Below are 23,037 nucleotides of genomic sequence, written 5' to 3' on the forward strand. Positions count from 1 at the left end.
AAAGCACCCGTCAAAATTGGCGCTTGCAGGGCCTTTCGGCTATAAATTTCGCAGTGATTCTAAAAGAGATCGTGATCTGTTTTGACTGAGCAAACACCACCCGGCGGCGGGAAGCTCCCGCCAGGCATCGAGCCGATTTCCATCATTGAGGAAATGCAGCGGTCGTATCTCGATTACGCCATGAGCGTGATCGTCAGCCGCGCACTTCCCGACGTTCGCGACGGTCTCAAGCCCGTTCACCGGCGCATCCTCTATGCGGCCCATCAGAGCGGTTATCACTGGAACCGCAAATACGTGAAGTCGGCCCGTCCCGTCGCTGATGTCATGGGTAGCTACCACCCGCATGGCGACGCCTCGATCTATGACGCCTTGGTCCGCATGGCGCAGGATTGGTCGATGCGCGTGCCGCTCATCGACGGACAGGGCAATTTCGGCTCGATCGACGGCGACCCGCCGGCGGCGATGCGTTATACGGAATCGCGCCTGACGAAGGTCGCCCACGAACTTCTCGAGGATATCGACAAGGAAACGGTCGATTTCCAGGAAAACTACGACGCGACGACGGAAGAGCCGAAGGTTCTGCCGGCGCGCTTTCCGAACCTGCTTGTCAATGGCTCGGGTGGTATCGCCGTCGGCATGGCAACGAACATTCCGCCGCACAACCTCTCGGAAGTCATCAACGGTTGTATTGCGCTGATCGACAATCCGGCGATCGAGCTGCCCGAGATAATGGAGATCATTCCCGGTCCGGATTTCCCGACGGGTGCGAAAATTCTCGGCCGTGCCGGCATCCGTTCCGCCTACGAGACGGGCCGCGGCTCCGTGGTCATGCGCGGCGTCGCGACCATCGAGCCGATGCGCGGCGATCGCGAGCAGATCATCATCACCGAGGTTCCCTTCCAGGTGAACAAGGCGTCGATGATCGAGAAGATGGCCGAACTCGTGCGCGACAAGCGCATCGAGGGCATCTCGGATTTGCGCGATGAGTCCGACCGGCAGGGCTATCGCGTCGTCGTCGAGCTGAAGCGCGATGCCAATGCCGACGTCATCCTGAATCAGCTTTATCGCTATACGCCGCTGCAGACCTCCTTCGGCTGCAACATGGTAGCGCTGAACGGCGGCAAGCCCGAGCTGATGAACTTGATGGACATGCTGCGCGCTTTCGTGGCATTCCGTGAGGAAGTCATCAGCCGCCGCACCAAGTATCTGTTGCGCAAGGCGCGCGATCGCGCCCACGTCTTGGTCGGTCTGGCGATTGCGGTCGCCAATATCGACGAAGTCATCCGCGTCATTCGCCAGGCGCCGGATCCGCAATCGGCCCGCGAAGAGCTGATGACGCGTCGCTGGAATGCGGCAGACGTCGAATCCCTTATCCGGCTAATCGACGATCCGCGTCACCGGATCAACGAGGATGGCACCTACAACCTCTCCGAGGAACAGGCCCGGGCGATCCTCGAATTGCGCTTGGCTCGCCTGACCGCTCTCGGCCGCGATGAAATCGACGAGGAACTCAATCAGATCGGCGTCGAGATCAAGGACTATCTGGATATCCTCTCTTCGCGTGCCCGCATCCAAGCCATTGTAAAACAAGAGCTTGCTGCGGTTCGCGACGAATTCGGAACGCCGCGCCGCACCGAGATCATCGACGGCGGTCTCGAAATGGACGATGAGGATCTGATCGCCCGCGAGGACATGGTCGTCACCGTTTCCCATCTCGGCTACATCAAGCGCGTGCCGCTGACCACCTATCGCGCACAGCGTCGTGGTGGCAAGGGCCGTTCGGGCATGACGACGCGGGACGAAGATTTCGTTACGCGGCTATTTGTTCTCAATACGCATACGCCCGTTCTGTTCTTCTCGTCTCGCGGTATCGTCTATAAGGAAAAGGTCTGGCGCCTGCCGATCGGCACGCCGACTTCGCGCGGCAAGGCACTGATCAACATGCTGCCGCTGGAGCCTGGCGAGCGCATCACCACGATCATGCCGCTGCCCGAGGACGAGAGCAGCTGGGACAATCTCGACGTCATGTTCACGACGACGCGTGGAACCGTGCGCCGCAACAAGCTGTCGGATTTCGTGCAGGTGAACCGCAACGGCAAGATCGCCATGAAGCTCGAGGAGGAGGGCGATGAAATCCTCTCCGTCGAGACCTGTACGGAACACGACGACGTGCTGATGACGACGGCGCTCGGCCAGTGCATCCGTTTCTCGGTTTCGGACGTGCGCGTCTTTGCCGGCCGCAACTCCATCGGCGTGCGCGGCATCAGCCTTGCATCCGGAGACCGCATCATCTCGATGACGATCGTCCGGCATGTGGATGCCGAACCTTGGGAGCGCGCAGCCTATCTCAAGCGCTCCGTCAACGAACGTCGCTCCGCAACGGGAGACGATGAGGAAATCGCTCTGGTCGGCGAGGAAGTCACCGAAGAGGGACAGCTCGGCGACGAGCGCTACGAAGAACTCAAGGCGCTTGAGCAGTTCATCCTGACGGTTTCGGAAAAGGGCTTCGGTAAGCGTTCGTCTTCCTATGATTTCCGTATCTCCGGCCGCGGCGGCAAGGGCATCCGCGCCACTGACACGTCGAAGACGGGCGAAATCGGCGAACTCGTTGCCGCCTTCCCGGTCGAAGATGGCGATCAGATCATGCTCGTCTCGGATGGCGGGCAGCTGATCCGCGTTCCCGTCGGCGGCATCCGCGTCGCCAGCCGTGCCACCAAGGGCGTCACCATCTTCTCTACCGCCAAGGATGAGAAGGTCGTGTCCGTCGAGCGCATCAGCGAGCCGGAAGGCGAAGATGACACGACGGTCGAAGATGACGCCGTTGCCGGCGAGGCAGGAGATGCCGGCGACGACGTCGAGGGTGGCGGCGAAGAATAAAATTGCGCCGCAACCCGGTCGGAAAAGCTGGAGGCTGATCCGACCGACCTGCTTGAAAATGGAAGTTTTTCAAATCGCATGAGCTTGGCAACAGGCTCATGCGATTGTTTTTGGAGCGCAGGCTGACTTGTCGGAAGATCGCGATAGGATCTATTCGGACTGTTTATTGCCCTGGGAGAAGGGCGGCAGAACCTCGAGGCTTTCGCGATCAAGCTGTGCGAGAACCTCGTCATAGCCGAAACGGAAATGCCATCCGAGGACCGTGCCTGCGGATTTCGAGGCGTAGACGCGATCGATGCTTTGCGGCAGAGACCAGTTTTGCTGCGCAAATTTCGCGGCAAGGCCCGGAGCGCGCAATCGGATGACGGAGGGCGTGTCGACGGCGAGCGCCTCGCAATCCTCTGGTTTGAACAGCGTGCCGGCGGAAACGATATGCCGTTGAAAATCCATGCCGCCATTCGTCAATGCCGCGACATGGGCATCGGCCACGTCCCGGATATCGACGCCGCGATGCAGCCGGTAGGCGGCCATCACGTTGGCCGGTTCGGGAAAACTCCGAGACATGCGTAAAACGCGCACCTGCAGATCTGGACCGGCCATGTCCGCTAGGATCCGTTCGGCTTCCAGTTTTGTGCGGTGATAGACGCTTTTCGGTTGCGGCGCTGTGTCTTCATCGATCCATGTGCAACGGCCGGGAGCGGCTGCGTGGCCATAAAGCGCCGTCGTGCTTGTAAACACCAGTCGCTTCACACCGGCCGCCAGCGACGCTTCTGCTAGGAAACGCGTTCCCTCCACATTAATGCGGCGGAATTCATCGTCGGAGATCGTTCCGACATGCGGAGCGTGCAGCGCCGCGCAATGGACGACCGCATCGGCACCCGCCAGCGCTTGGCGCAGCAGCACCGTATCAGTGAAATCGCCAACGAGATGCGTCGTCGAAAACGGCGAGCGATCGATCCCTACGACCGAGTGGTTTGCCGCCAGCGCGTTGAAGATTGCCCGGCCAAGCCGCCCTGAACTGCCTGTCAGAACAATGCGCATGTCGATCCCCCGATGAACTGGCCCATCATAGCACGATCATGGCGATTGCCGCGCTTCTTGTTGCAAGATCATATGCTTGCGGAGTGGCGACAGGATGCAAGAGTTCAATGTATTGGCAATAAAAAACCGGACGCTGGCGGGGGTAGCGTCCGGTTCATGGTCCATCCGAGCATATGGCGGGGAGAGATGCTCGGTACGCGGAGATCAGAGCGTCTTGTGACGCTTATGCAATCTCTTGCTCTCTTCGCTTTCGCGATGGAGCGCCGAAATGGTGGATGCGACTGACACGATAAACATGATGCTGATGAAAAGCGTAAGCAGCGTCAAAATTGTGAACATGATCGCTCCCTCCTTTGGTGGGACTAGCGTTCAGATCCCTTTAGTATTGGCTCGTGGTAACGAAGGGACGAGCCGAAGCAAAGGGACCGTAGACCTTCGACTGGTCGGGTTTCTGATCGTAAAGCGCAACGGTTGCCGCGAGCATTCCCGAAATCATGGCCATCCAAACAACGTTAATGAGGGTGATCTTGTCGGGCATACTATTTCCCTTCTTGCCGCAATATGCGAACTGAGTTTCGAACTGTTAACGCGGCGTTTCCTAAATGGTTCCGCCGATCTTGAGAGCTGTCTAGCAATGCGCGCCTGAAGCGACCTTGAATAGCTTGTTCATCTGGCGTTCAGATTCGCGATGCGTTTTGCGCATGGCGGTGGCGATTTCTTGGGCAAAGTCGACGTCTTTGCCGTTCTCAAAGGCGGAATCCCATTCAATCTCATAATAGTCGGCGAAAAGATGAACGAGATATTCGACGAGAAATGAACCGACGATGGCGCCAGCGATAATGAAGACGAGCATGGCATGATTTCCCTGAGGCGGAGATCGATGAGCCATTGAACCAGGCCCGTTTCGATGTTGAAGCCAGTAAAGCACTGTCGAGCTGAAACAGGCTTGAACGTCGCGTTCATCCAGTGTTCAGAGGCGGTCCTTGGGTTGCAAATGACTTGCGATGCGGCCCCATCCATGACAAAAGGCGTCAAAACAACGAGCCGGCTTGGTATGACGACAGCCTTTTATCCCGGATCCTTCGACCCGATGACCAATGGACATCTGGATGTCCTCGTGCAGGCGTTGAACGTCGCCTCGAATGTGATCGTCGCGATCGGCATTCACCCCGGCAAGAAGCCGCTCTTCTCCTTTGAGGAACGGGCGGAACTGATCCGCAGATCGCTTGCCGAGGCTGTGCCACAGAAGGCGGGTGCCATTTCCGTCGTCGCCTTCGACAATCTGGTCGTCGATGCCGCCCGCACCCATGGCGCCACCTTGCTGGTGCGCGGCCTGCGCGATGGCACCGACCTCGACTACGAAATGCAGATGGCCGGCATGAACCGGCAGATGGCGCCGGATATCCAGACGCTGTTTCTGCCCGCCGGCACGGCCTCGCGGCCCATAACCGCCACATTGGTGCGGCAGATCGCATCCATGGGCGGCGATGTCAGCGCCTTCGTGCCGTCAGCGGTTCTGGAAGCCCTGACCGGCAAACTCAAAGATACGGCCAGCGTCAAAAACTGAGCCCGAATTCATTTCCGAACGGAGCACCCATGAAACTCTTTCATATCGCATTGGCAGGCGCTTTGAGCCTTGCCGCCTTCGCAGGCAGCGCAATCTCGGCTGCGGCCGCCGATTTCTTGACGATCCAGCTCAAGGACGGCCCAGTCGTCATCCAGCTGATGCCCGAAGTTGCGCCGAAGCATGTCGCGCAGATCGAAGCGCTGGCCAAGAAGGGTGCTTACGACAACGTCGTCTTCCACCGCGTCATCGATGGCTTCATGGCCCAGACCGGCGACGTCCAGTACGGCAATGCGACGAAGGGCTACGATCCGAACAAGGCCGGCACCGGCGGTTCCGACCTGCCGAATCTTCCTGCCGAATTCTCGAAAGTCCCGTTCCAGCGCGGCACCGTCGGCATGGCGCGCGCCCAGGACCCGAATTCCGCCAACTCGCAATTCTTCATCATGTTCGCCAATGGTGATTTCCTGAACGGCCAGTATACGGTCGTCGGCAAGGTCATCTCCGGCATGGAGCTTGTCGACAAGATCAAGCGTGGCGAGGGCCAGAACGGCGAAGTGAGCAACCCTGACAAGATGGTCAAGGTCACCGTCACCAAGAAGTGACTTCACGGGGCATGATCTCAAAAGGCCCGGCGCGGCTTTTGGATGAGATCACGCCAACGCAAGCTGCATGATCCGGGTAGGATCATGCACAACCAAACAGAGAGAACAAGGAAACGAACATGGCTGAGATCAAGGATCCAGAAAACACCCTCATCCTGGAAACCACCAAGGGCCAGGTTGTCATTCAGCTTCTGCCGCAGGTCGCCCCCGAGCACGTTGCCCGCATCAAGGAACTCGCTCGCGAGAAGGCCTATGATGGCGTCGTCTTCCATCGCGTCATCGATGGCTTCATGGCCCAGACCGGCGACGTGCAGTTCGGCAAGCAGGGCAGCGAAACCTTCAATCCCGGCCGCGCCGGCATGGGTGGCTCCTCCAAGCCTGACCTGAAGGCGGAATTTTCCGCGACCTCGCATATACGCGGTACCTGTTCCATGGCTCGTTCGCAGAACCCGAACTCGGCCAATTCGCAGTTCTTCATCTGCTTTGCCGATGCTCCGTGGCTGAACAAGCAGTATTCGGTCTGGGGTCAGGTCATCTCCGGCATGGAAATCGTCGACCAGATCAAGCGCGGCGAGCCGGTGAAGGATCCGGATTCGATCGTATCCGCGCGGGTTGCCGCCGACGTCTGATCGTGATTATTCCTGAAACCCGCCTCTTGCGCTTGTGGCGTGAGGGGCGGGTTTCGCTTTGTCTGAATGAACTGCCTGGACCACTTGTATGCGCGTTGACCTTTTCGATTTCGATTTGCCGGATGAGCGTATCGCGCTCAGGCCCGCCGAGCCGCGCGATAGCGCGCGCCTGCTCGTCGTCGATCCGAACAGCGGCGCAAACACGCTCAGCGACCATCAGGTGCGGGATTTGCCGTCCTTCCTGCGCCCCGGTGACGCCGTGGTCTTCAACGATACCAAGGTGATACCGGCGCAACTTGAAGGCATTCGCCATCGCGAGGGTGCGCCCGGCCAGCAGGTCTCGGCGACCTTGCATATGCGCGCCGCACCTGATCGCTGGAAGGCCTTTGCCAAGCCCGGGAAGCGCATCAAGATCGGCGATCGCATCCAGTTCGGTCATGGCGAAAATGTCTGCGCCCTCGGCTCGCTCGATGCAACGGTGGAGGAAAAGGGCGAGGGCGGCGAAATCACCCTGCGGTTCGATCTGTCCGGTCCCGCGCTGGATGAAGCGATCGCGGCGGTGGGTCATATTCCCCTGCCGCCCTACATCGCGGCGAAGCGCCCGGAAGACGAGCGCGATCGCGCCGACTACCAGACGATCTATGCGCGGGAAGAAGGTGCCGTCGCCGCACCCACCGCCGGCCTGCATTTTACGCCATCCCTGTTTGCAGCGCTCGATGACTTGGGTGTCGAGCGCCATTTCGTGACGTTGCATGTCGGCGCCGGCACCTTTCTGCCTGTGAAGGCCGATGATACCGACGATCACAAGATGCATTTCGAGATCGGCTATGTCGATGCCGCGACCGCCGGGAAGCTCAACGCCGTCAAGGCGAGAGGCGGGCGCATTGTCTGCGTCGGAACGACGTCGCTGAGACTGATCGAAAGTGCTGCCGCAGCTGATGGCACCATCCAGCCCTGGCAGGGTGCTACGGGCATCTTCATCACGCCTGGCTACCGCTTCAAGGCCGTCGACATGCTGATGACCAATTTCCACCTGCCGCGCTCGACCCTGTTCATGCTCGTATCGGCCTTTGCCGGCCTCGATACGATGCGCGCGGCCTATACACATGCTATCGAGACGGGCTATCGCTTCTATTCCTATGGCGATGGCAGCCTGCTCTACCGGAAAGACTAGGACGAGATGAGCGAGAGCTTTCAGTTTCAATTGAAGAAGACCGATGGCGGCGCGCGCCTCGGCGAAGTTTCCATGCCGCGCGGCACGATCCGCACGCCGGCATTTATGCCTGTCGGCACAGTCGGCACGGTCAAGGCCATGTATCTCGACCAGGTGCGCGAAAGCGGCGCCGATATCATCCTCGGCAATACCTATCATCTGATGCTGCGCCCGACGGCCGAGCGTGTCGCCCGCCTTGGCGGCTTGCACGAGCTGATCCGCTGGCCGCATCCGATTCTCACCGATTCCGGCGGTTTCCAGGTGATGTCGCTCTCCGGTCTGCGAAAGCTGGACGAGCAGGGCGTCACCTTCAAATCGCATGTCGATGGCAGCCTGCATCATATGTCGCCCGAGCGGTCGATCGAGATTCAAGGGCTGCTCGGCTCCGATATCCAGATGCAGCTTGATGAGTGCGTCGCCCTGCCGGCGACGCCGAAGGAAATCGAGCGCGCCATGGAAATGTCGCTGCGCTGGGCGGAGCGTTGCAAGGTGGCTTTCGGCAACCAACCCGGCAAGGCGATGTTCGGCATCGTCCAGGGCGGCGACATTCCGGAGCTGCGCGTCCGTTCCGCGCAGGCGCTGAGCAGTATGGACCTGAAGGGCTATGCCGTCGGCGGTCTTGCCGTTGGCGAGCCGCAGGAGGTCATGCTGCGCATGCTCGAGATTACCTTACCCGAGCTGCCGACCGAGAAGCCGCGTTATCTCATGGGCGTCGGCACGCCCGACGATATCCTGAAATCCGTAGCCCGCGGCATCGACATGTTCGATTGCGTGATGCCGACCCGCTCTGGCCGTCACGGTTTGGCCTTCACGCGCCGCGGCAAGGTGAACATCCGCAACGCCCGCCACGCGGAAGACATGCGCCCGCTCGACGAGCAGTCGAGTTGCCCGGCTTCGCGGGATTATTCCCGCGCCTATCTACATCATCTCGTCCGCGCCAACGAAGCGCTCGGCGGCATGCTGCTTTCCTGGCACAATCTTGCCTATTACCAGGAGCTGATGCAGGGCATCCGACAGGCGATCGCCGAAGGCCGCTTTGCCGATTTCATGGCCGAGACGCTGGAGAACTGGGCGAGGGGCGATCTCGAGCCGGTGTGATGGCGGTCGATATACAGTATGAAAGGATCAAGGCGGCGGGTCATGAGATCTGGCGGCCGCCGACTGCGATCCGTGGCGGATGGCTGCTTTACTGCTTCGCGCCGGGCCGAATCCTCATCGAGGTCGGTTGGCGACTAAGCGGTTAATCCGCATGGTAAATCCTTTATTATCGATTGATTGCTATCTTGAACGCACATCGTTTTGAACTGGCTGGAACAGGCTTGCCGCGGGCAATCTCTGTCTTCAGCCGTGTCTCACAATGAGCTTTTCGATAATAAAGCATTGGGAAAAATAACGAATCGGAATAAACGGTCCTTCCACCACTGATGCATTTCATTGGCTGATTTGATTGCATAACGCTTGGAATTTTGAAAAAATCCGGCTAAAACGCATTCTCTTGATCGATAAGGGCTGTACTACCGAAAATAGGAGGCACTTGCCGTTGAGGGCGCAACGTAAATTCGGGGCATGTCTTTCAGGGCTATTGGTTGTCGGTCTAGCGACCACCAGCTGCACGACGACGCAGAAGACGACCCCCACCCCCAGCAAAACCACCAAGCCCATTCGTGGCGCTAAAGTAACGTACAATTACACGATCAAGGACAAGGACTGTCTCGAACGTGCAATGTACTTCGAATCAGAGCGTTCCGACCCCAGCGGTTATATGGCCGTCGGTACGGTCATAATGAACCGGCTGACCTCCGGAGCCTATCCGCCCACGATCTGCGGCGTCGTTTCCCAGGAAAAGCAGTTCGCGCCGGGCGTGATGACGAGGGAAGTCAAGGATCAGGCGAAGTCGGATCTTGATGTTGCTGCCGCCGCGATCCTGCGTGGCGAACGGCATCCCCAGGTGAAGGACGCAATGTTCTTCCATACCGAGGGCCTGAGATTCCCCTACGACAATATGCACTACGTCGCTTATGCCGGCGGCAACGCATTCTATGAGAAACGTGGTCGGGATGGCGAATTGCAGACGCCTGCGCCGCTTCCGGCCTACGAGGTCGCGATGAATTACGTGCCCACGCAGGGTGCGCCGCAATCTCCATTCGTTCTGCCGGAAACGCAGCCAGCGCAATCGGCTTCGTCCGTTATGGCCTTCACGCCTGTCTCGAACCCGATGGTAACGATGCCGCAGAGCGCCGTTGTCATCCCGGCTGCGGTTCCGATCCCGACGCCGGCGCCGACGAACATGGCGATTTCCGGACCGCTTTCAAATGACGACACGACGTTCACCAATACGCCGGTGCCCGCTTCGACCGTTGTCATTCCGCAGCCGCGGCCGGAATTCGACGGCAACACGCCGGCAGGAAATTCGCTTAGAATTCGCGGCTAGAGCATTTCCAAGAAAAGTGCGCAGCGGTTTTCCGTCCGGAATGCATAGGGAAACAAAAAGACAGAGCGTTTTCGCGATTCGAAGAAAAGCGGAAAGGCTCTGGCAAGACCTGGCTCAAGCCTTCGTGCAGCGCGTCTCTCCTAACGAGGCGCGCTGTTTTCATTTGGGTTGAGCAGTTGTTTATATGCCTTCGCTCGTCGTTTTCGATAGAATCTGCACGCCATTGATCTTGTAGCTGCCGTCAGGCTGACGAGTTATCTGATAGATCGCCGTCCAGTCCTTGTCGTCGGTGCCAGTGATCAGCACCTCCTGATAGACGACCGCGCCGTTGTCGATCGCGCTGCTCTTGCCGAATGCATAGTTGCCGGGGTGGTAGACCGGCTGATAGCTCTTCTTCACCATGGCGAAGAAGCTGTCCTTGTCGGGAAAGAGCGCCTTGATGCCCGGCGCGGCGAAGGAATAGGCCGTCGCCGCGTCATCGTGCAGAAAAGCTTCGATCTGTTGTTCAATGAGGCTCTGTGCCGTTCGTACCGGATCGTCTGCGCGAGCGGCCGGTGCGAAGGTGATGCAGCAGAGAAAAGCGGCTATGAAGAAAGCGCGCATGTTCGACCCCAGCCATATGGGAAGAGCATAACGCGCTTTGATATCAAGCAGAAGCGGTTACTGCCAGCGGCGGAAGAGGGCGCTGGCGTTGACGCCGCCGAAACCAAAACCATTGGAGATCGCATAGTCCATGGCCATCGGCCGCGCTTTGGTACTGACAATGTCAATACCCTCGGCCGCCGGATCCGGGTCCTGCAGATTGCGGGTCGGCGGAGCGATCTGGTCGCGCAGCGCCATGATGGTGAAGATCGCCTCCATGCCGCCGGCGGCACCCAGAAGATGACCGGTTGCGGCCTTCGTGCCACTGACCGCGATCCCGCCATCGCGGCCGAAGACGGTCTTGATGGCTTCCATCTCGCCACGATCGCCGACCTGTGTCGACGTCGCATGTGCGTTCAGATGCTTGACCTCGGCCGGTGAAATTCGAGCCTGGGAAAGGGCGGCAAGCATGGCCCGGCGCGCGCCATCGCCGTCTTCCGGACCGGCGGTCATGTGATAGGCATCGGCGGCGGTGCCATAGCCGACGAGCTCGGCAAGTGGCGCCGCGCCGCGGGCAAGCGCATGGTCCAATGTCTCGATGACAAGCATGCCGGCGCCTTCGCCCATGACGAAACCGTCGCGACCGTTGTCGAAGGGGCGGGAGGCTTCTTCCGGCCGGTTGCTGAAGCCGGTCGAGAGCGCGCGTGCCGCCGCAAAGCCGCCGAGGCTCACCTTGTCGATGCAGGCTTCCGCACCGCCGCAGATAGCGATATCGGCTTCTCCGGCGCGGATCAGTCGCGCGGCATCGCCGATCGCCTGGACGCTGGCGGCACAGGCCGTGACCGGCGCGCCGAGTGGTCCCTTGTATCCGTAACGGATACTGACCTGGCCGGCGGCGAGATTGACGAGGAAAGATGGGATGGTAAAGGGCGACAGTCGCCGGACGCCCTTTGTTTCCGCTGTGCGCACGGCGTCCGCAATGGCCGGAAAGCCACCGACGCCCGATGCGATCACCGTCGCCGTCCGCTCCAGATCGCCAACCTCCGTCGGCTGCCAGCCGGCCTGGAGGATCGCTTCCTCGGCTGCCGCCATGGTGAAGAGGATGAAGCGATCCATTTTCTTCTGGTCTTTGACGGGCACGTAGCGATCGGCATCGAAGCCAGCCTCGGGATCTTCTGCACTATCGGGAACGACGCCGCCGATCTTGGCAGCGAGATCGCCCACCATCTCCTCGGGCAGCAGCCTGAGACCGGAGCGGCCCTCGACCAGCCGTTTCCAGCTTGCATTGACACCCACGCCCAGGGGGGAAACCAGTCCCATGCCGGTGACGACGATACGATCCATGTCTTGCTCCTATTATGTCAGGCGTCGAAGCCCAGAAACCATGCTTTCATCTGGGCGATGCGTTCATGAACAGCATCGTCGGCTGCCGGTCCCGGCACGAGGATCGTGTCTTCGGGTTGGAAAGTGCGGCCGGTAACGCGGTCGATGAGAAGGGGGTCGCGATCCTCACCGGTATTGGCGTCGGTAAGCCGCACGGCGACCTCTTCTGGAGGCAAATACCGGTTGCCCCAGGTGAAAAGCGCCATGAGAACCGGAAAAAAATCCCGGCCCTTGTCGGTCAGCACATATTCGTAACGCGGCGGCCGCTCGTTATAGAGGCACCGCTCGAACAGGCCTTCATCGGTCAGATGCTTGAGCCGGCGCGTCAGGATGTTCGGCGCAATCCCAAGACTCTTCTGGAATTCGTCGAACCGGCTCAAGCCCTGCAGTGCGTCGCGCAGGATCAGAATGCTCCACCAATCGCCGACGCTTTCGAGCGCACGGGCGGCGGGGCATTTGAAGGTGCTGAAGCTGGTTCTTTGCATGGGCAGGGCAGATAGCATGAGTAACTAGCATTATGCAAGTTACTATCGCGGACCTATATCTGCGCGAAGCTGGAACCCAATCTGTTGGTGCGGGATTCCGTTGCCTCAATAGGGAGGCGCCCTGCGGGCGCGCTGGTGTTTTGCTGCCTCGGTCCACCAGGCGAGATCATCGGCAAAACGGGGAAAAGCTTTCGCAAGGGCATCGCCTCCGCTCCCGATAGGTTTACCGTCAATGTCCAATGCCGCCGAAATATTGGCGACGGCAAGCGTGCTCGAGATAACGACCATTCCCATCTCGGAAAGGGTGCCATGCCAGGAGACCGCCGCATGTGCGCCGGAAAGGCGCCCGCCGGAGTAGCTGGCAATTGCCGCCGGGCGCCAAAACCACTCCTCAAGGTAATGATCTGTCAGGTTTTTCAGGCCGGGTTGCATGCCCCAATTGTATTCGCCCGTGACGAATATAAAGGCATCGGCACTCCGAATTTTTTCGGCAAGCCGCTCCATCGCCGGGGGAGCAGAACCTTTTGGGTATTCCTTATACATCCGATCCAGCATCGGCAGCCCAACATCTCTAGCGTCGATGAGCTCCACAGCATTTCCGCGCTGACGCAGGCTGGTTACGAGATAATTCGCGAGACGGATGCCGGCGCGATCCGACCGGTAGGAACCGTAGAGAACCAGAATACTGTCGGTCATTGTTGATTATGCCCCCACAGTTTTGTGCGAGATACTCTACGTCCGTGACTCCACCGGCACCGAAGCGGAAACCTCTTCCTCCGGAATGTCGTCGAACGACGCATAATTGAGGTTATAGAGCTTCGAATAGAGTTTGCCATTCGCCATAAGCTGATTGTGGTTGCCGCTTTCAAGCAGCTGGCCGTTTTGCAGCACGATGATGCGATCGGCTTCGCGGATGGTGGCCAGACGATGGGCGATGACCAGGCCCGTACGCCCTTCGAGCAATTTCACCAATGCCTTCTGGATCAGCATTTCGGTATAGCTGTCGATATTCGCCGTGGCTTCGTCGAGCACGAGGATCTTGGCATCGGCGACAAGGGCGCGGGCGAAGCTGACGAGCTGGCGCTGACCGAGCGAAAGACCGCCGCCGCGCTCGCCGAGAACGGCGTCATAGCCATCGGGCAATCGCATGATGAACTCGTGCGCGCCAACCGCCTTGGCGGCTTCGATGACCTCTTCCCGCGTCGCCTCCGCCTTGTTGTAGCGGATATTCTCGAGCACCGTGCCGGTGAAGAGGAACGGCTCCTGCAATACCATGGCGATCTGACGACCGAGCGAATCCTGGGTGAGGGACCGCACGTCGTGGCCGCCGACCAGCACCTGGCCCTGTTGTACGTCGTAGAAACGATGGATGAGTGCCATCGAGCTCGACTTGCCTGAGCCTGTGGGGCCGATCAGCGCCACGGTTTCACCTGGATTGACCCTGAAGCTGACATTCTTCAGCACAGGATGCTTGGGATTGTAGCCGAAAACGACGCTGCGGAACTCCACCGAGCCATCCATGTCCCGCGAAAGCTCCTTGGCGTCGGGCGCATCCTTGATATCGATCGGCACGTCGAGCACCTCGGTCAGCCGCTGACCGGAGGCCATGGCGCGCTGCATGACCGAATATTGCATGGTGAGCGAGCGGATCGGGTCGAAGAAGCGCTGGATATAGAACAGGAAAGCGACCATGATGCCGACATCGAGCCTATGGTTCAGTACCATCGAACCGCCGACGATGATGACGATCGCCATCGCCATGCCGGTCAGCGTGTCGACGATCGGCACCATGATCTGCGCATAGCGTGCCGCCGTCAGATGCGCTTGAAGATTGGTATGTGCCTTGTCGTCGAAAAGCGAGAAGTTGACGCCTTGCCGATGCATGCCCTGGACGGCGCGCACGCCATGGATCGCCTCCGCCAGCGCGCCGCTGGTGACGGAGTTGGTTTCATGCGCATTCATGAAGGCGACGCGTGCCTTCGGCAGCCAGAACAGCCGCACGATGAACAGGATGGGCATGACGGAGAGCGTCAGGAGACCGAGCCGGAAATCGAGCGACAGCATAACGATGACGATACCGAAAAGCAGGGCTATGTCACCGACGGAAAGTACAGATGTTTCAAGGAATTCCTGCATGGAGTTAACGTCACCCTGTAAGCGCGACATCAAACGTCCGACCTCCGTCTTATCCATGAAGGACAGCGAGACGCGCTGCAGATGCGCAAACATCGCACGGCGTATGTCAAACAGCACTTCTTCCGCGACCTGGCCGACGAAGGTTTCCTGCACATAGCTCGCCCCGTAATTGACGAGAATTGCCGCCGCGAAAATTGCCAGAGACAGCCAGAGTGCCGAGTAGTCGATAGCGCCGGGTGCCATCGCATTGTCGATCGCATGACGGATGACGAGCGGTATGATGATCTGCGATGCGGTGAACAGCAGAACGGCCGCGACCGAAATATAGATCTGGCGGCGATAAGGGCTGACGTAGGCCCAGATGCGGCGGATGATCTTGCTGTCGAAGACCTTGCCGAAGATCTCCTCTTCGACGCGATGCGAGCCGACTACGGCGCGGGGAGGGCGACGACCATCCTCGCGCACGTCATTGCGCTCGGTTTCGGTGATTTCCGACATTGTCAAACCTCCCTTTTCGCCCTTTCGAGCGTGCCGCTGCTGGATGTCCTGACGACATCGTCCTCCGGGCGAACCTGCAGATCGTAAAGCGCCTTGTATCGCCCTCCTGCGGCCAGAAGCTGCTCATGGGTGCCACGCTCGACGATCTCGCCATCCTCGATGAACAGGATCTGGTCGGCATGCATCAGCGAGCTCAGTCTATGGGCGACGATCAGCGTCACCCGATCCCGCGCGAAGCGCTTCATGGCGCTGCGGATGCGCTGCTCGGTTGCGGCGTCGATCGCCGCCGTGGAATCGTCGAAGACCATGACGGCCGGCTTCAGCATCAACGTGCGGGCGATCGTCAGGCGCTGGCGCTGACCCCCGGATAGCGACACGCCGCGCTCGCCGACAACCGTGGCGTAGCCGCCTGGCAGGCCGAGAATGTAATTATGAAGCTGTGCGGACTCGGCAGCGCGTTCGATGCGGGTTTCTTTCGCCCAGGGGTCGCCGTAGGCGATATTGTTCTCGATGCTTGTCGTGAACAGGAAGGAATCCTGCTGTACGACGGCAACGTTCTGCCGCAGCGATTGCAGCGTCGCCTTGCGGATATCCTGGCCGTCCAGCGTGATCTGCCCGGCCGTGACATCGTAAAAGCGCGGAATGAGGTGGGCGATGGTGGACTTGCCGCTGCCGGGCGGGCCGACGATGCCGATCGTCTCGCCGCGCCGTGCCTCGAAACAGATATTCTTCAGCACCGGCCGCGTTTCCGAGCCGGGATAGTTGAAGTCGACATTCTCGAAACGCAGCGTACCGTTGGTTACGACAAGTGGCTTGGCATCCGGCGCATCCTTGATGGGGATATCGAGATCCAGCAGCGCAAACAGGCGCGATCCGCATGTCGATGCGCGCGCAAAGGCATTCACCATCAGGCCGAGCTGGCGCACCGGCATCTGTAGAATGGTCATGAAGGTCAGGAACGAGGCCAGCGTGCCGACGCTGATCTCGCCCGCAATGACCTTGAGGCCACCCAGCCAAAGCACGAGCCCCATCGACACGAAGAAGGAGAGGTTCATGGCGCTGGTATTGATAACGCGGATGCCGACACGCTTATGGGCGAGGGAAAGCGCGCTGTGCGAGGCGCGGTCGAACTTCATGAGTTCATGCGCGTGCGCGGCGAAGGCGCGGACGACGCGGATGCCGCCGAGATTTTCCTCCATCACGCGCGTCAGCACCGAGAGCCGTTCCTGCAGGTCGAGCCAGGTCGAACGCAACCGCAACTGCGTGACGGAGGAACGCCATGCGACGAAAGGCACGAAGCTCAGCGCTAGCAGGCCGAGCGCCACATCGGTCGATAGCAGCATATAGGCGCCGACGCCGATCAGCATGGTGAGCAACATCATGCGCACCAGCGCGGTCGAAAAATACATGCGCACGCCTTCGAGATCGAGCAGTCCGACGGTGATGAGATCGCCAGAATGGGCCTTGTCGTGGAAGCTGAAGGAGAGCTGCTGGATTTTTTCGTAACAGGCGAGGCGGAGCTCGTAGCCCATATGGTGGCCGACGGATTCACTGTAATAGTTCTGCACCATCGTGAACAGTCCGCGCAGGATGCTGACAACAAGCAGCAGCAGAGCCGTCGTCATCAAGGCATTTTCCGCGATCTGGCCGGCAACGCCACCGGCAATCGCCGTCTGCGTCTGGTCGACGGCTCGCCCCAAAAGCCTGGGGATTGTCAACTGCAACGTTGCAGCTACAAAAGTTGCCCCTATGGCAAAGCTTGTCTGCCAGGGGTGGCGCAGCGTCATATGGGTGATCCGGACGATCGTCGACAGGCCCTGGCCCCAGCCGACCGCGTTGATATGCGCGCGCGAAGCCAATGGCCGCGCCGCGTTTCTTGATGAATCGCTGCTCACGCTTTTATCCAAGCACAATTAAACGAGGCGGGCCCGCAGTCGGGTTCGTATCTCAGGGAAAGTATTGATAGGATGAATTTTGCCGATTCCGTGGCGACGTTCAAGAGTCAATTGGTCACAAGTCCCGCGCGAACGTTAGATTGCGTGTTCAAAAAATAATCGATGACATGTCGGGATCGAAACCGGCGGGACGTCCTTCGGGCACCAAGCCAAAAAAGGAGGACATCATGCGCAAGGTCATCGCAGCCACATTCATCAGCCTCGACGGCGTCATGCAGGCACCCGGCGGTCCGGATGAGGATCCGACCGGCGGTTTTGGGCATGGCGGCTGGGTATTTCCTTACTCCGACGAAGAAACCTTCAAGACACTCTTCGAAGTGTTCGAAAAGCCGTTCGATCTACTGCTCGGACGCAAGACCTATGAAATTTTCGCCGCCTATTGGCCCTATATCGACAACGACAATCCGATCGCCGCTAAATTCAACAGCGTCACCAAATATGTTGCGACACGCGGCAACGGCGAACTGAAATGGAATAAGAGCCAATCCCTTGGCAAAGACGTCGTGTCGGCGATCAAGGAACTGAAAGCAGGCGAGGGGCCGGATCTCCTCATCCAGGGCAGCGGCGATTTCATTCAGACCTTGCTGCGCCACGGACTGATCGATGAATTCAACCTGATGATCTTTCCGCTTGTTCTGGGCGGCGGCAAGAAGCTCTTCGCCGGCGGGGCGATTCCCGCCGCGATGAAACTGCTGCGCACCCAGTCGTCTCCGACCGGGGTCATCTTTGCGACTTACCAGCCGGACGGTCCGGTGAAGACTGGTTCCTTCGTTGGGCCGGATCCGTCCGAAGAGGAGATCGAGCGCCGCAAGCGGTGGAAATAGATAGTCGATGGTCGGGACGGTCGAACGATGCCTCGTCAGGATTACATCGCTTGTTCGATCGTCTGAAATTCGCGAAGGGATTTCATGATTTCGCGAAGACCTTTCGTGAGATGCTTGTCCCGACGCAGCACCATGCCGAGTTGCCGAACGAGTCTTGGCCGGAGCGGCGACGTAACCAGCAGGTCAGACCTGTCGCGCCTCAGCGCCATGTCCGGGAGGATGGACCATCCGAGGCCCGCCGCGACCAGCTCCTTTATGGCCTCGACGCTGCCGAATTCCATGGCGGGCTCGGGGCGAGCCCCACCAGCCTGGAACCAATCATCCGTGGCGCGACGCGTGTTGCCGCCTTCGTAAAAGAGCAGCGTCTTGTCCTTCATGAATTCCACATCAGGTCCGCCATCCGGCATCACGGTTCCCTTGGGCGCCACCGCCAGAAGCTCGTCGTCATGAAATGGCTCGACTTCGAGGGAACGGCCGGCGGCGGGCAGGGCGACCACCGCGAGGTCAAGCGCATTGGCTTCGAGATCGCGCAGAATCTCCGCGATATTGCCGATGCGGACGATGATCTCGAGATCGGGCATGCGCTTCTTCACCATGGCAATGGCGCGGGGCAGCAGGTGGATCGAGGCCGTGCCGCCGCTGCCGATCCTCACGCGGCCGACCGATCCCTCGCGAAACGGCATCATCGCCTCTTCCGCCATGGAGCAGGCTTCGATGATGCGGCGCGCATGCGGAAGCAGATCGACGCCCGCCGGCGATGGCTGCGCCCGCCGACCGACACGCTCGATCAGTTTCACGCCAAGACGCTGCTCCAGAAGCTTCACCTGCAGGCTGACGGCCGGTTGCGTCAGCCCGGCCTTATCGGCCGCAGCGGTGAAACTGCCGAGATCGACGACGCTGATAAAGGCGGCGAGCTGATCCAGATTGAGCATTAGAAGAATTCCTTATGGATTGCATAAAAATCATAAGCTTCATTCATTGCTAGCGCCAGTGCATCCTGATGCCGTGTTGATGCGGCTCAAGGAGCATGAAGATGACGATCGATATCGATAGCGCAACGCGAGCAGCGGCTGGCGCGGGCAGGGAATGGCGAAAGCTGGGATTTCTTGGAGCTGCGCTCACGAAATTTCTGGCCTATCTCGAAAAGCGCGAAACAAGATGGGACCTGCGCGACCTGACCGACGATCAGCTTCGCGATATCGGCATGACGCGCGCCGAAGCGCGAACCGAGGTCAGCAAGTCGTGGTTCTGGGGCTGAATGGCCCAGAGCTACGGGAAGGGAAAGTTCCGGAGAGGAGCCACATGACGCTGCTGCTCGCACCGACGGGATCTATGCAGGAGGTGAGCGTCGAAAGCGGATTTGGAAGAGTTCATGCAGTTGGCCAACAGGGTTTGACCAAGCAATTTCAAACGTCATCTCTGGCGCGCGCCGCAGATTGCGGCAGCAGGATCTGACCCTTGCCGCCGGCAGAGGCCGCGCTCCGGATGATCCCACCCTCAGTGCACAGCAATTATGCCGTATGCGGCCCTTTTTGTGGCAGCGTTCTTCTTTCCGCCATAGAGTTGTCTGATCCATCGCCTTCCAAATTCAGCGGTGCCTTTCGGCTGCTGCCCGCCTTCCGCCCGGATCATCAATTCAGAGTACCAGATAGAGTTCCATGCTCAAGACAACTTCCTTGCTTCTCACCACGGCGCTTTCGGCCGTGTCTCTTCTTGGCAGTCTTTCGATAGCGCAGGCCGGTCAGGCAAGTTATGTCGTGGACGCGCGTAGCGGCCAGGTGCTGGAGGCATCGAATGAGAACGAGCTGAACTATCCCGCATCGCTCACCAAGATGATGACGCTCTATCTCGCCTTCGAGGCGCTGCATGGCGGCCGCCTGACATGGGATCAGAAACTGACCATGTCGGCGAATGCCGAAGGCAAGGAACCCTTCAAATTCGCGATCGGTGCCGGCCGCAAGGTCACTGTGCGCGAAGCTATCGAAGGCATCGTCGTTCTGTCAGCTAATGACGCAGCCGTCGCGATTGCCGAGCAGCTTGGTGGCTCCGAGGAGAGCTTCGGCAGGATCATGACTGAGAAGGCGCATCAGCTTGGCATGAGCAGGACCGTCTTCAAAAATCCCTCTGGTCTGCCGGATCCGGAACAGGTCACGACCGCGCATGACATGGCAACGCTGGGCGTGGCGCTGATGCGCGACTTTCCGGATGAGTTCAAGCTCTTCTCGCTGCGCGGCATGAAGTTCCGCGGCATGAAGCTGCGCGGCCACAACAATCTCATGTATCGCTACGCCGGTGCCGACGGTATCAAGACCGGCTATACCGATGCCTCCGGCTATAATCTCGTGACGTCTGCAACCAAGAACGGCCGCCGCATTGTCGGCGTGGTCATGGGTGAGAAGACAGCCCAAATTCGCGACGACAAGATGGCAAGCCTTTTGGACACCTATCTGGCGCCGGTGGCGACGACAGCCACGGTATCGACGGGCGTCCCCAAGCAAAGCTCGGCGAACTGATTTCTGCCTGATTTCAGTGTCCAGCCTACCATTCACCTTTGGGCAGCTGACAAGAGGGTGGCTCCGTCCCGAAGTTGCTCCGCGGAGAAGCTGATCCCGCCGCATCATGCCTATCGTACAGGGTGAGGGGGCGGGTTTCTTCGTGCAAAAGCGCGATGCCCCCGACTGCGGCTTTCACTCAAGACATTTTCATGGTTGATCAGTGAGACGGCTCTCTCACAATCAATAGTCGAGCGGTGATTGCCGAACTGGCGGGCTGCCCTATGTCTACCGTTGCTCGTTCGCTGCGCTTGTCATGATTTGGTGGGAATCCGCGCCGAACTGCGAATTCGCGTAGGCGGAGATATCTGTTCCAGTTTGTTATCTCCGAAAATGAAGGATTCACCATTGGCCGCGACCGGTCTGGTGCTCCTCTGAAATCTCGCAAATATTTCAACGCATTAGGTCAAGTTTGGAGGGCCGGAATGACGTATGATGATGCACGTTTGACGCGTGAGCGCGACTTTCATAATGAACGCTTCGGTGCAGTGGAGGAGCGCAAGGAGGACTCGTTCTATTTCGCCGTAAAGGCCGCTGTGGACACCTATTGGCGACTGGTGAGGGCGGCTTGCCCCGAAAAGGAAGTGCTCGAATACGGGTGCTCGAACGGTATGAGCAGCATTGGTCTTGCGCACTCCGCCAAGCGGATCACCGGTATCGACATTTCGGACGTCGCCATTCAACAGGCCACGAATACGGCGGCTGGCCATGGAATCAACAACGTAGCCTTCCAGGTCGACAATGCGGAAGCTATGAGCCTGTCCTCGGCGGGTTTTGACGTTGTCTTCGGCAGCGGCATCCTGCACCACCTGGTCCTGGAGAAATCGCTTAGCGAGATCCGGCGTGTGCTGCGACCCGGCGGCAAGGCCTTCTTCTTCGAGCCACTCGGCCACAACCCCGTGATCAATCTCTATCGTAACCGGACGCCAGCCGCCCGCACGGTTGACGAGCATCCGCTCCTGAAATCCGACTTTGACATCGTGCGCAAATATTTCTCGAAGTGCGACCTGGAATTCTTCGGGCTTGCCTCACTTGCCTCCATCCCGTTTCGCAGGAGCCCGCTTGGCGCCGCTGTCCGGGGTACCGGCGAACAGATCGACAATCTGCTGCTCAAAATCCCGGGCATCAGATGGCAGGCCTGGATCGTCGTTATGACACTGGAGGCATGAGGGGCAGGCAGGCCTGTTCAATTGCGCAAAAGAGCAGGCCATTCCATTCTCAAGAAATCATGGCTGATGCTGTGTGTCTGTCGCACTTCATTGAGCGCCGCCAGATAATCTTGGATTCAAAAGCATTGTTTTAGCTATGAAAATCAGAGATCTCGAAAGGACGATTTTGGATGCTGAAACGCATAATCCTGGATCGGGGGCAGGATCGCATTGGAGCGACCGCAGAGGTTTGTTGGCACCGACCTTGCCATCGCGGCGGTCGAACGGGCGGAGCAGCGGGCTAGGAGCGCAAGGGTTATCCGCATCGCGCCACCGAAAGAGAATCTGGCGCGCCCGACCTTCGGCAGTTTCGCCCATATTCCTTGTCGTCGGCATCGAGGTTCGACTGAGGAGAGGGCGGCATTGGGCTTTTTGCACGACGGGCCTACGCCGGGGTTTACTCCGGTTTACCTAATCGCGGTGAACGCCTGGATGTGAGATACTGAATATGCGCAGATCACCCGATCTGCCTGATTGTTGAGGAGGATGTCCTATGCCACTGTTCATAATCACAGGGTGCTATTCTGCCGCAGCAGCGAAGGGAATGATCGCCGATCCATCGGACCGGGAAGCGGCGGCCCGTGCCATCATGGAAGCAGCAGGCGGGAAACAGCATTCTTTCTACGTCACGACCGGCGAAACCGACTGGATGATAATCGCAGAATTCCCCGACGGTGTTGACCTGATCCCCGCGCTTCTTGTCGTCGGCGCATCGGGAGCAGTATCGAATATCAAAACCGTGCGAGCGTACACGGGTGCGGAATTCAAGGCCGCCCAAAAAAAGGCGGGCAAAATCGCATCTGCCTACAAAGCCCCGGCAAAATAAGCAGACCACTCGTTGAATTATCTTCGGCAGCGGATGTTCGATCCGCTGCCAGTTCGTTCCGGCATCGCCTGACAGGCGGAGAGGTCAGGCATTCGGGCAGGAGAGTACGTAAATCCAAAATTGTGGGTGCACAGTCCAAGAATACGTGACCACAGTCCAAAATTATCTGGCGACGCTCAACAGGACATTCTAACTTTGCGGCTACACACAATGTGGCGGATGAGTTGG

Annotated in this window: 24 protein-coding genes; 13 read left to right on the forward strand and 11 right to left on the reverse strand. The window is 59.2% G+C overall.

Translation table 11 applies throughout. The annotated features are described in order from the left end of the window. Positions 1–81 precede the first annotated feature (81 nt). The gene (gene gyrA, locus FP026_RS27215) at positions 82–2,877 is read left to right on the forward strand and encodes a DNA gyrase subunit A (protein WP_149637684.1); all 2,796 of its coding nucleotides are present in this window, start codon (positions 82–84) and stop codon (positions 2,875–2,877) included. Positions 2,878–3,027: 150 nt separating this feature from the next. Here gyrA and FP026_RS27220 read toward each other — a convergent pair whose 3' ends face one another. From FP026_RS27220 to FP026_RS27225, 4 genes are all read right to left on the reverse strand, one after another. Further along, positions 3,028–3,918, reverse strand: a complete 891-nt coding sequence (locus FP026_RS27220) for an NAD-dependent epimerase/dehydratase family protein (RefSeq protein WP_149637685.1) — start codon at positions 3,916–3,918, stop codon at positions 3,028–3,030. Between the two features lie 204 nt (positions 3,919–4,122). Continuing rightward, positions 4,123–4,257 (reverse strand): hypothetical protein, encoded by a 135-nt coding sequence (locus FP026_RS30795; RefSeq protein WP_281023965.1) that lies wholly within the window; start codon positions 4,255–4,257, stop codon positions 4,123–4,125. 40 nt (positions 4,258–4,297) lie between these two features. Next, complete coding sequence (locus FP026_RS30380; protein WP_188112700.1) at positions 4,298–4,456, reverse strand: hypothetical protein; 159 nt, start codon at positions 4,454–4,456, stop codon at positions 4,298–4,300. Between the two features lie 90 nt (positions 4,457–4,546). Beyond that, a complete protein-coding gene (locus FP026_RS27225; RefSeq protein ID WP_246665466.1) occupies positions 4,547–4,771 on the reverse strand; it encodes a hypothetical protein in 225 nt (74 codons plus the stop codon). 201 nt (positions 4,772–4,972) lie between these two features. Between FP026_RS27225 and coaD the strand changes: the two genes are divergently transcribed. From coaD to FP026_RS27260, 6 genes are all read left to right on the forward strand, one after another. After that, positions 4,973–5,485 carry a pantetheine-phosphate adenylyltransferase gene (gene coaD / locus FP026_RS27230; protein ID WP_149637687.1) on the forward strand — a complete coding sequence of 171 codons (513 nt, stop codon included), beginning with the start codon at positions 4,973–4,975 and terminating at the stop codon, positions 5,483–5,485. A gap of 29 nt (positions 5,486–5,514) precedes the next feature. Next, positions 5,515–6,087 (forward strand): peptidylprolyl isomerase, encoded by a 573-nt coding sequence (locus FP026_RS27235; RefSeq protein WP_149637688.1) that lies wholly within the window; start codon positions 5,515–5,517, stop codon positions 6,085–6,087. A gap of 119 nt (positions 6,088–6,206) precedes the next feature. Then, the gene (locus tag FP026_RS27240) at positions 6,207–6,716 is read left to right on the forward strand and encodes a peptidylprolyl isomerase (protein WP_149637689.1); all 510 of its coding nucleotides are present in this window, start codon (positions 6,207–6,209) and stop codon (positions 6,714–6,716) included. A gap of 88 nt (positions 6,717–6,804) precedes the next feature. Beyond that, entirely contained in the window at positions 6,805–7,890 is a 1,086-nt protein-coding gene (gene queA / locus FP026_RS27245; RefSeq protein WP_149637690.1) for a tRNA preQ1(34) S-adenosylmethionine ribosyltransferase-isomerase QueA, read from the forward strand. 6 nt (positions 7,891–7,896) lie between these two features. Beyond that, positions 7,897–9,027 carry a tRNA guanosine(34) transglycosylase Tgt gene (tgt, locus tag FP026_RS27250; RefSeq protein ID WP_149637691.1) on the forward strand — a complete coding sequence of 377 codons (1,131 nt, stop codon included), beginning with the start codon at positions 7,897–7,899 and terminating at the stop codon, positions 9,025–9,027. Positions 9,028–9,469: 442 nt separating this feature from the next. Then, positions 9,470–10,360 (forward strand): cell wall hydrolase, encoded by an 891-nt coding sequence (locus FP026_RS27260; protein ID WP_149637692.1) that lies wholly within the window; start codon positions 9,470–9,472, stop codon positions 10,358–10,360. 180 nt (positions 10,361–10,540) lie between these two features. On the opposite strand, the gene FP026_RS27265 is transcribed toward FP026_RS27260, so the two are convergent. The 6 genes from FP026_RS27265 to FP026_RS27290 all read right to left on the reverse strand — a co-directional run bounded on the left by FP026_RS27265 (position 10,541) and on the right by FP026_RS27290 (position 17,339). Next, a complete protein-coding gene (locus FP026_RS27265; protein WP_149637693.1) occupies positions 10,541–10,963 on the reverse strand; it encodes a DUF4864 domain-containing protein in 423 nt (140 codons plus the stop codon). Positions 10,964–11,020: 57 nt separating this feature from the next. Then, positions 11,021–12,286, reverse strand: coding sequence for a beta-ketoacyl-ACP synthase II (fabF, locus tag FP026_RS27270; RefSeq protein WP_149637694.1), 1,266 nt, complete (start codon positions 12,284–12,286; stop codon positions 11,021–11,023). 17 nt (positions 12,287–12,303) lie between these two features. Then, entirely contained in the window at positions 12,304–12,810 is a 507-nt protein-coding gene (locus tag FP026_RS27275; protein WP_149637695.1) for a winged helix-turn-helix transcriptional regulator, read from the reverse strand. Positions 12,811–12,915: 105 nt separating this feature from the next. Continuing rightward, positions 12,916–13,506, reverse strand: a complete 591-nt coding sequence (locus FP026_RS27280) for an NADPH-dependent FMN reductase (RefSeq protein WP_149637696.1) — start codon at positions 13,504–13,506, stop codon at positions 12,916–12,918. A 36-nt stretch (positions 13,507–13,542) separates the two neighbouring features. Beyond that, positions 13,543–15,444: an ABC transporter ATP-binding protein gene (locus tag FP026_RS27285; protein ID WP_149637697.1), complete on the reverse strand. Its 1,902-nt coding sequence runs from the start codon at positions 15,442–15,444 to the stop codon at positions 13,543–13,545. 2 nt (positions 15,445–15,446) lie between these two features. Next, entirely contained in the window at positions 15,447–17,339 is a 1,893-nt protein-coding gene (locus FP026_RS27290; RefSeq protein ID WP_149637698.1) for an ABC transporter ATP-binding protein, read from the reverse strand. 227 nt (positions 17,340–17,566) lie between these two features. Here FP026_RS27290 and FP026_RS27295 point away from each other — a divergent pair, with 227 nt between their 5' ends. Continuing rightward, a complete protein-coding gene (locus FP026_RS27295) occupies positions 17,567–18,223 on the forward strand; it encodes a dihydrofolate reductase family protein (protein WP_149637699.1) in 657 nt (218 codons plus the stop codon). Between the two features lie 41 nt (positions 18,224–18,264). Here FP026_RS27295 and FP026_RS27300 read toward each other — a convergent pair whose 3' ends face one another. Then, positions 18,265–19,155, reverse strand: a complete 891-nt coding sequence (locus tag FP026_RS27300; protein ID WP_149637700.1) for a LysR family transcriptional regulator — start codon at positions 19,153–19,155, stop codon at positions 18,265–18,267. A gap of 101 nt (positions 19,156–19,256) precedes the next feature. On the opposite strand from FP026_RS27300, the gene FP026_RS27305 reads away from it, so the two are divergent. The 5 genes from FP026_RS27305 (at position 19,257) to FP026_RS27320 (ending at position 22,809) form a co-directional block, all read left to right on the forward strand. Beyond that, positions 19,257–19,481 (forward strand): DUF1127 domain-containing protein, encoded by a 225-nt coding sequence (locus tag FP026_RS27305; RefSeq protein ID WP_149637701.1) that lies wholly within the window; start codon positions 19,257–19,259, stop codon positions 19,479–19,481. A gap of 44 nt (positions 19,482–19,525) precedes the next feature. Further along, positions 19,526–19,678 (forward strand): hypothetical protein, encoded by a 153-nt coding sequence (locus FP026_RS30385; RefSeq protein WP_188112701.1) that lies wholly within the window; start codon positions 19,526–19,528, stop codon positions 19,676–19,678. 203 nt (positions 19,679–19,881) lie between these two features. Further along, on the forward strand, positions 19,882–20,736 hold the full coding sequence (locus FP026_RS27310) for a D-alanyl-D-alanine carboxypeptidase family protein (protein ID WP_149637702.1): 855 nt from the start codon (positions 19,882–19,884) through the stop codon (positions 20,734–20,736). Between the two features lie 464 nt (positions 20,737–21,200). After that, positions 21,201–21,944, forward strand: a complete 744-nt coding sequence (locus FP026_RS27315) for a class I SAM-dependent methyltransferase (RefSeq protein ID WP_149637703.1) — start codon at positions 21,201–21,203, stop codon at positions 21,942–21,944. 532 nt (positions 21,945–22,476) lie between these two features. Continuing rightward, on the forward strand, positions 22,477–22,809 hold the full coding sequence (locus tag FP026_RS27320) for a GYD domain-containing protein (protein ID WP_149637704.1): 333 nt from the start codon (positions 22,477–22,479) through the stop codon (positions 22,807–22,809). Positions 22,810–23,037 lie beyond the last annotated feature (228 nt).

This window comes from Martinezella tropici (assembly GCF_008370325.1).
Classification (GTDB): domain Bacteria; phylum Pseudomonadota; class Alphaproteobacteria; order Rhizobiales; family Rhizobiaceae; genus Rhizobium; species Rhizobium tropici_B.

Coding starts and splice junctions, on each gene's coding strand:
- FP026_RS27285 (WP_149637697.1), bottom strand. CDS start 15,444: ATGTCGGAAATCACCGAAACCGAGCGCAATGACGTGCGCGAGGATGGT.
- fabF (WP_149637694.1), bottom strand. CDS start 12,286: ATGGATCGTATCGTCGTCACCGGCATGGGACTGGTTTCCCCCCTGGGC.
- FP026_RS30795 (WP_281023965.1), bottom strand. CDS start 4,257: ATGTTCACAATTTTGACGCTGCTTACGCTTTTCATCAGCATCATGTTT.
- coaD (WP_149637687.1), top strand. CDS start 4,973: ATGACGACAGCCTTTTATCCCGGATCCTTCGACCCGATGACCAATGGA.
- FP026_RS27220 (WP_149637685.1), bottom strand. CDS start 3,918: ATGCGCATTGTTCTGACAGGCAGTTCAGGGCGGCTTGGCCGGGCAATC.
- FP026_RS27235 (WP_149637688.1), top strand. CDS start 5,515: ATGAAACTCTTTCATATCGCATTGGCAGGCGCTTTGAGCCTTGCCGCC.
- FP026_RS27225 (WP_246665466.1), bottom strand. CDS start 4,771: ATGCTCGTCTTCATTATCGCTGGCGCCATCGTCGGTTCATTTCTCGTC.
- FP026_RS27275 (WP_149637695.1), bottom strand. CDS start 12,810: ATGCAAAGAACCAGCTTCAGCACCTTCAAATGCCCCGCCGCCCGTGCG.
- FP026_RS27310 (WP_149637702.1), top strand. CDS start 19,882: ATGCTCAAGACAACTTCCTTGCTTCTCACCACGGCGCTTTCGGCCGTG.
- FP026_RS27265 (WP_149637693.1), bottom strand. CDS start 10,963: ATGCGCGCTTTCTTCATAGCCGCTTTTCTCTGCTGCATCACCTTCGCA.
- FP026_RS27305 (WP_149637701.1), top strand. CDS start 19,257: ATGACGATCGATATCGATAGCGCAACGCGAGCAGCGGCTGGCGCGGGC.
- FP026_RS27240 (WP_149637689.1), top strand. CDS start 6,207: ATGGCTGAGATCAAGGATCCAGAAAACACCCTCATCCTGGAAACCACC.
- FP026_RS30385 (WP_188112701.1), top strand. CDS start 19,526: ATGACGCTGCTGCTCGCACCGACGGGATCTATGCAGGAGGTGAGCGTC.
- FP026_RS30380 (WP_188112700.1), bottom strand. CDS start 4,456: ATGCCCGACAAGATCACCCTCATTAACGTTGTTTGGATGGCCATGATT.
- tgt (WP_149637691.1), top strand. CDS start 7,897: ATGAGCGAGAGCTTTCAGTTTCAATTGAAGAAGACCGATGGCGGCGCG.
- FP026_RS27320 (WP_149637704.1), top strand. CDS start 22,477: ATGCCACTGTTCATAATCACAGGGTGCTATTCTGCCGCAGCAGCGAAG.
- FP026_RS27295 (WP_149637699.1), top strand. CDS start 17,567: ATGCGCAAGGTCATCGCAGCCACATTCATCAGCCTCGACGGCGTCATG.
- FP026_RS27300 (WP_149637700.1), bottom strand. CDS start 19,155: ATGCTCAATCTGGATCAGCTCGCCGCCTTTATCAGCGTCGTCGATCTC.
- queA (WP_149637690.1), top strand. CDS start 6,805: ATGCGCGTTGACCTTTTCGATTTCGATTTGCCGGATGAGCGTATCGCG.
- FP026_RS27315 (WP_149637703.1), top strand. CDS start 21,201: ATGACGTATGATGATGCACGTTTGACGCGTGAGCGCGACTTTCATAAT.
- FP026_RS27280 (WP_149637696.1), bottom strand. CDS start 13,506: ATGACCGACAGTATTCTGGTTCTCTACGGTTCCTACCGGTCGGATCGC.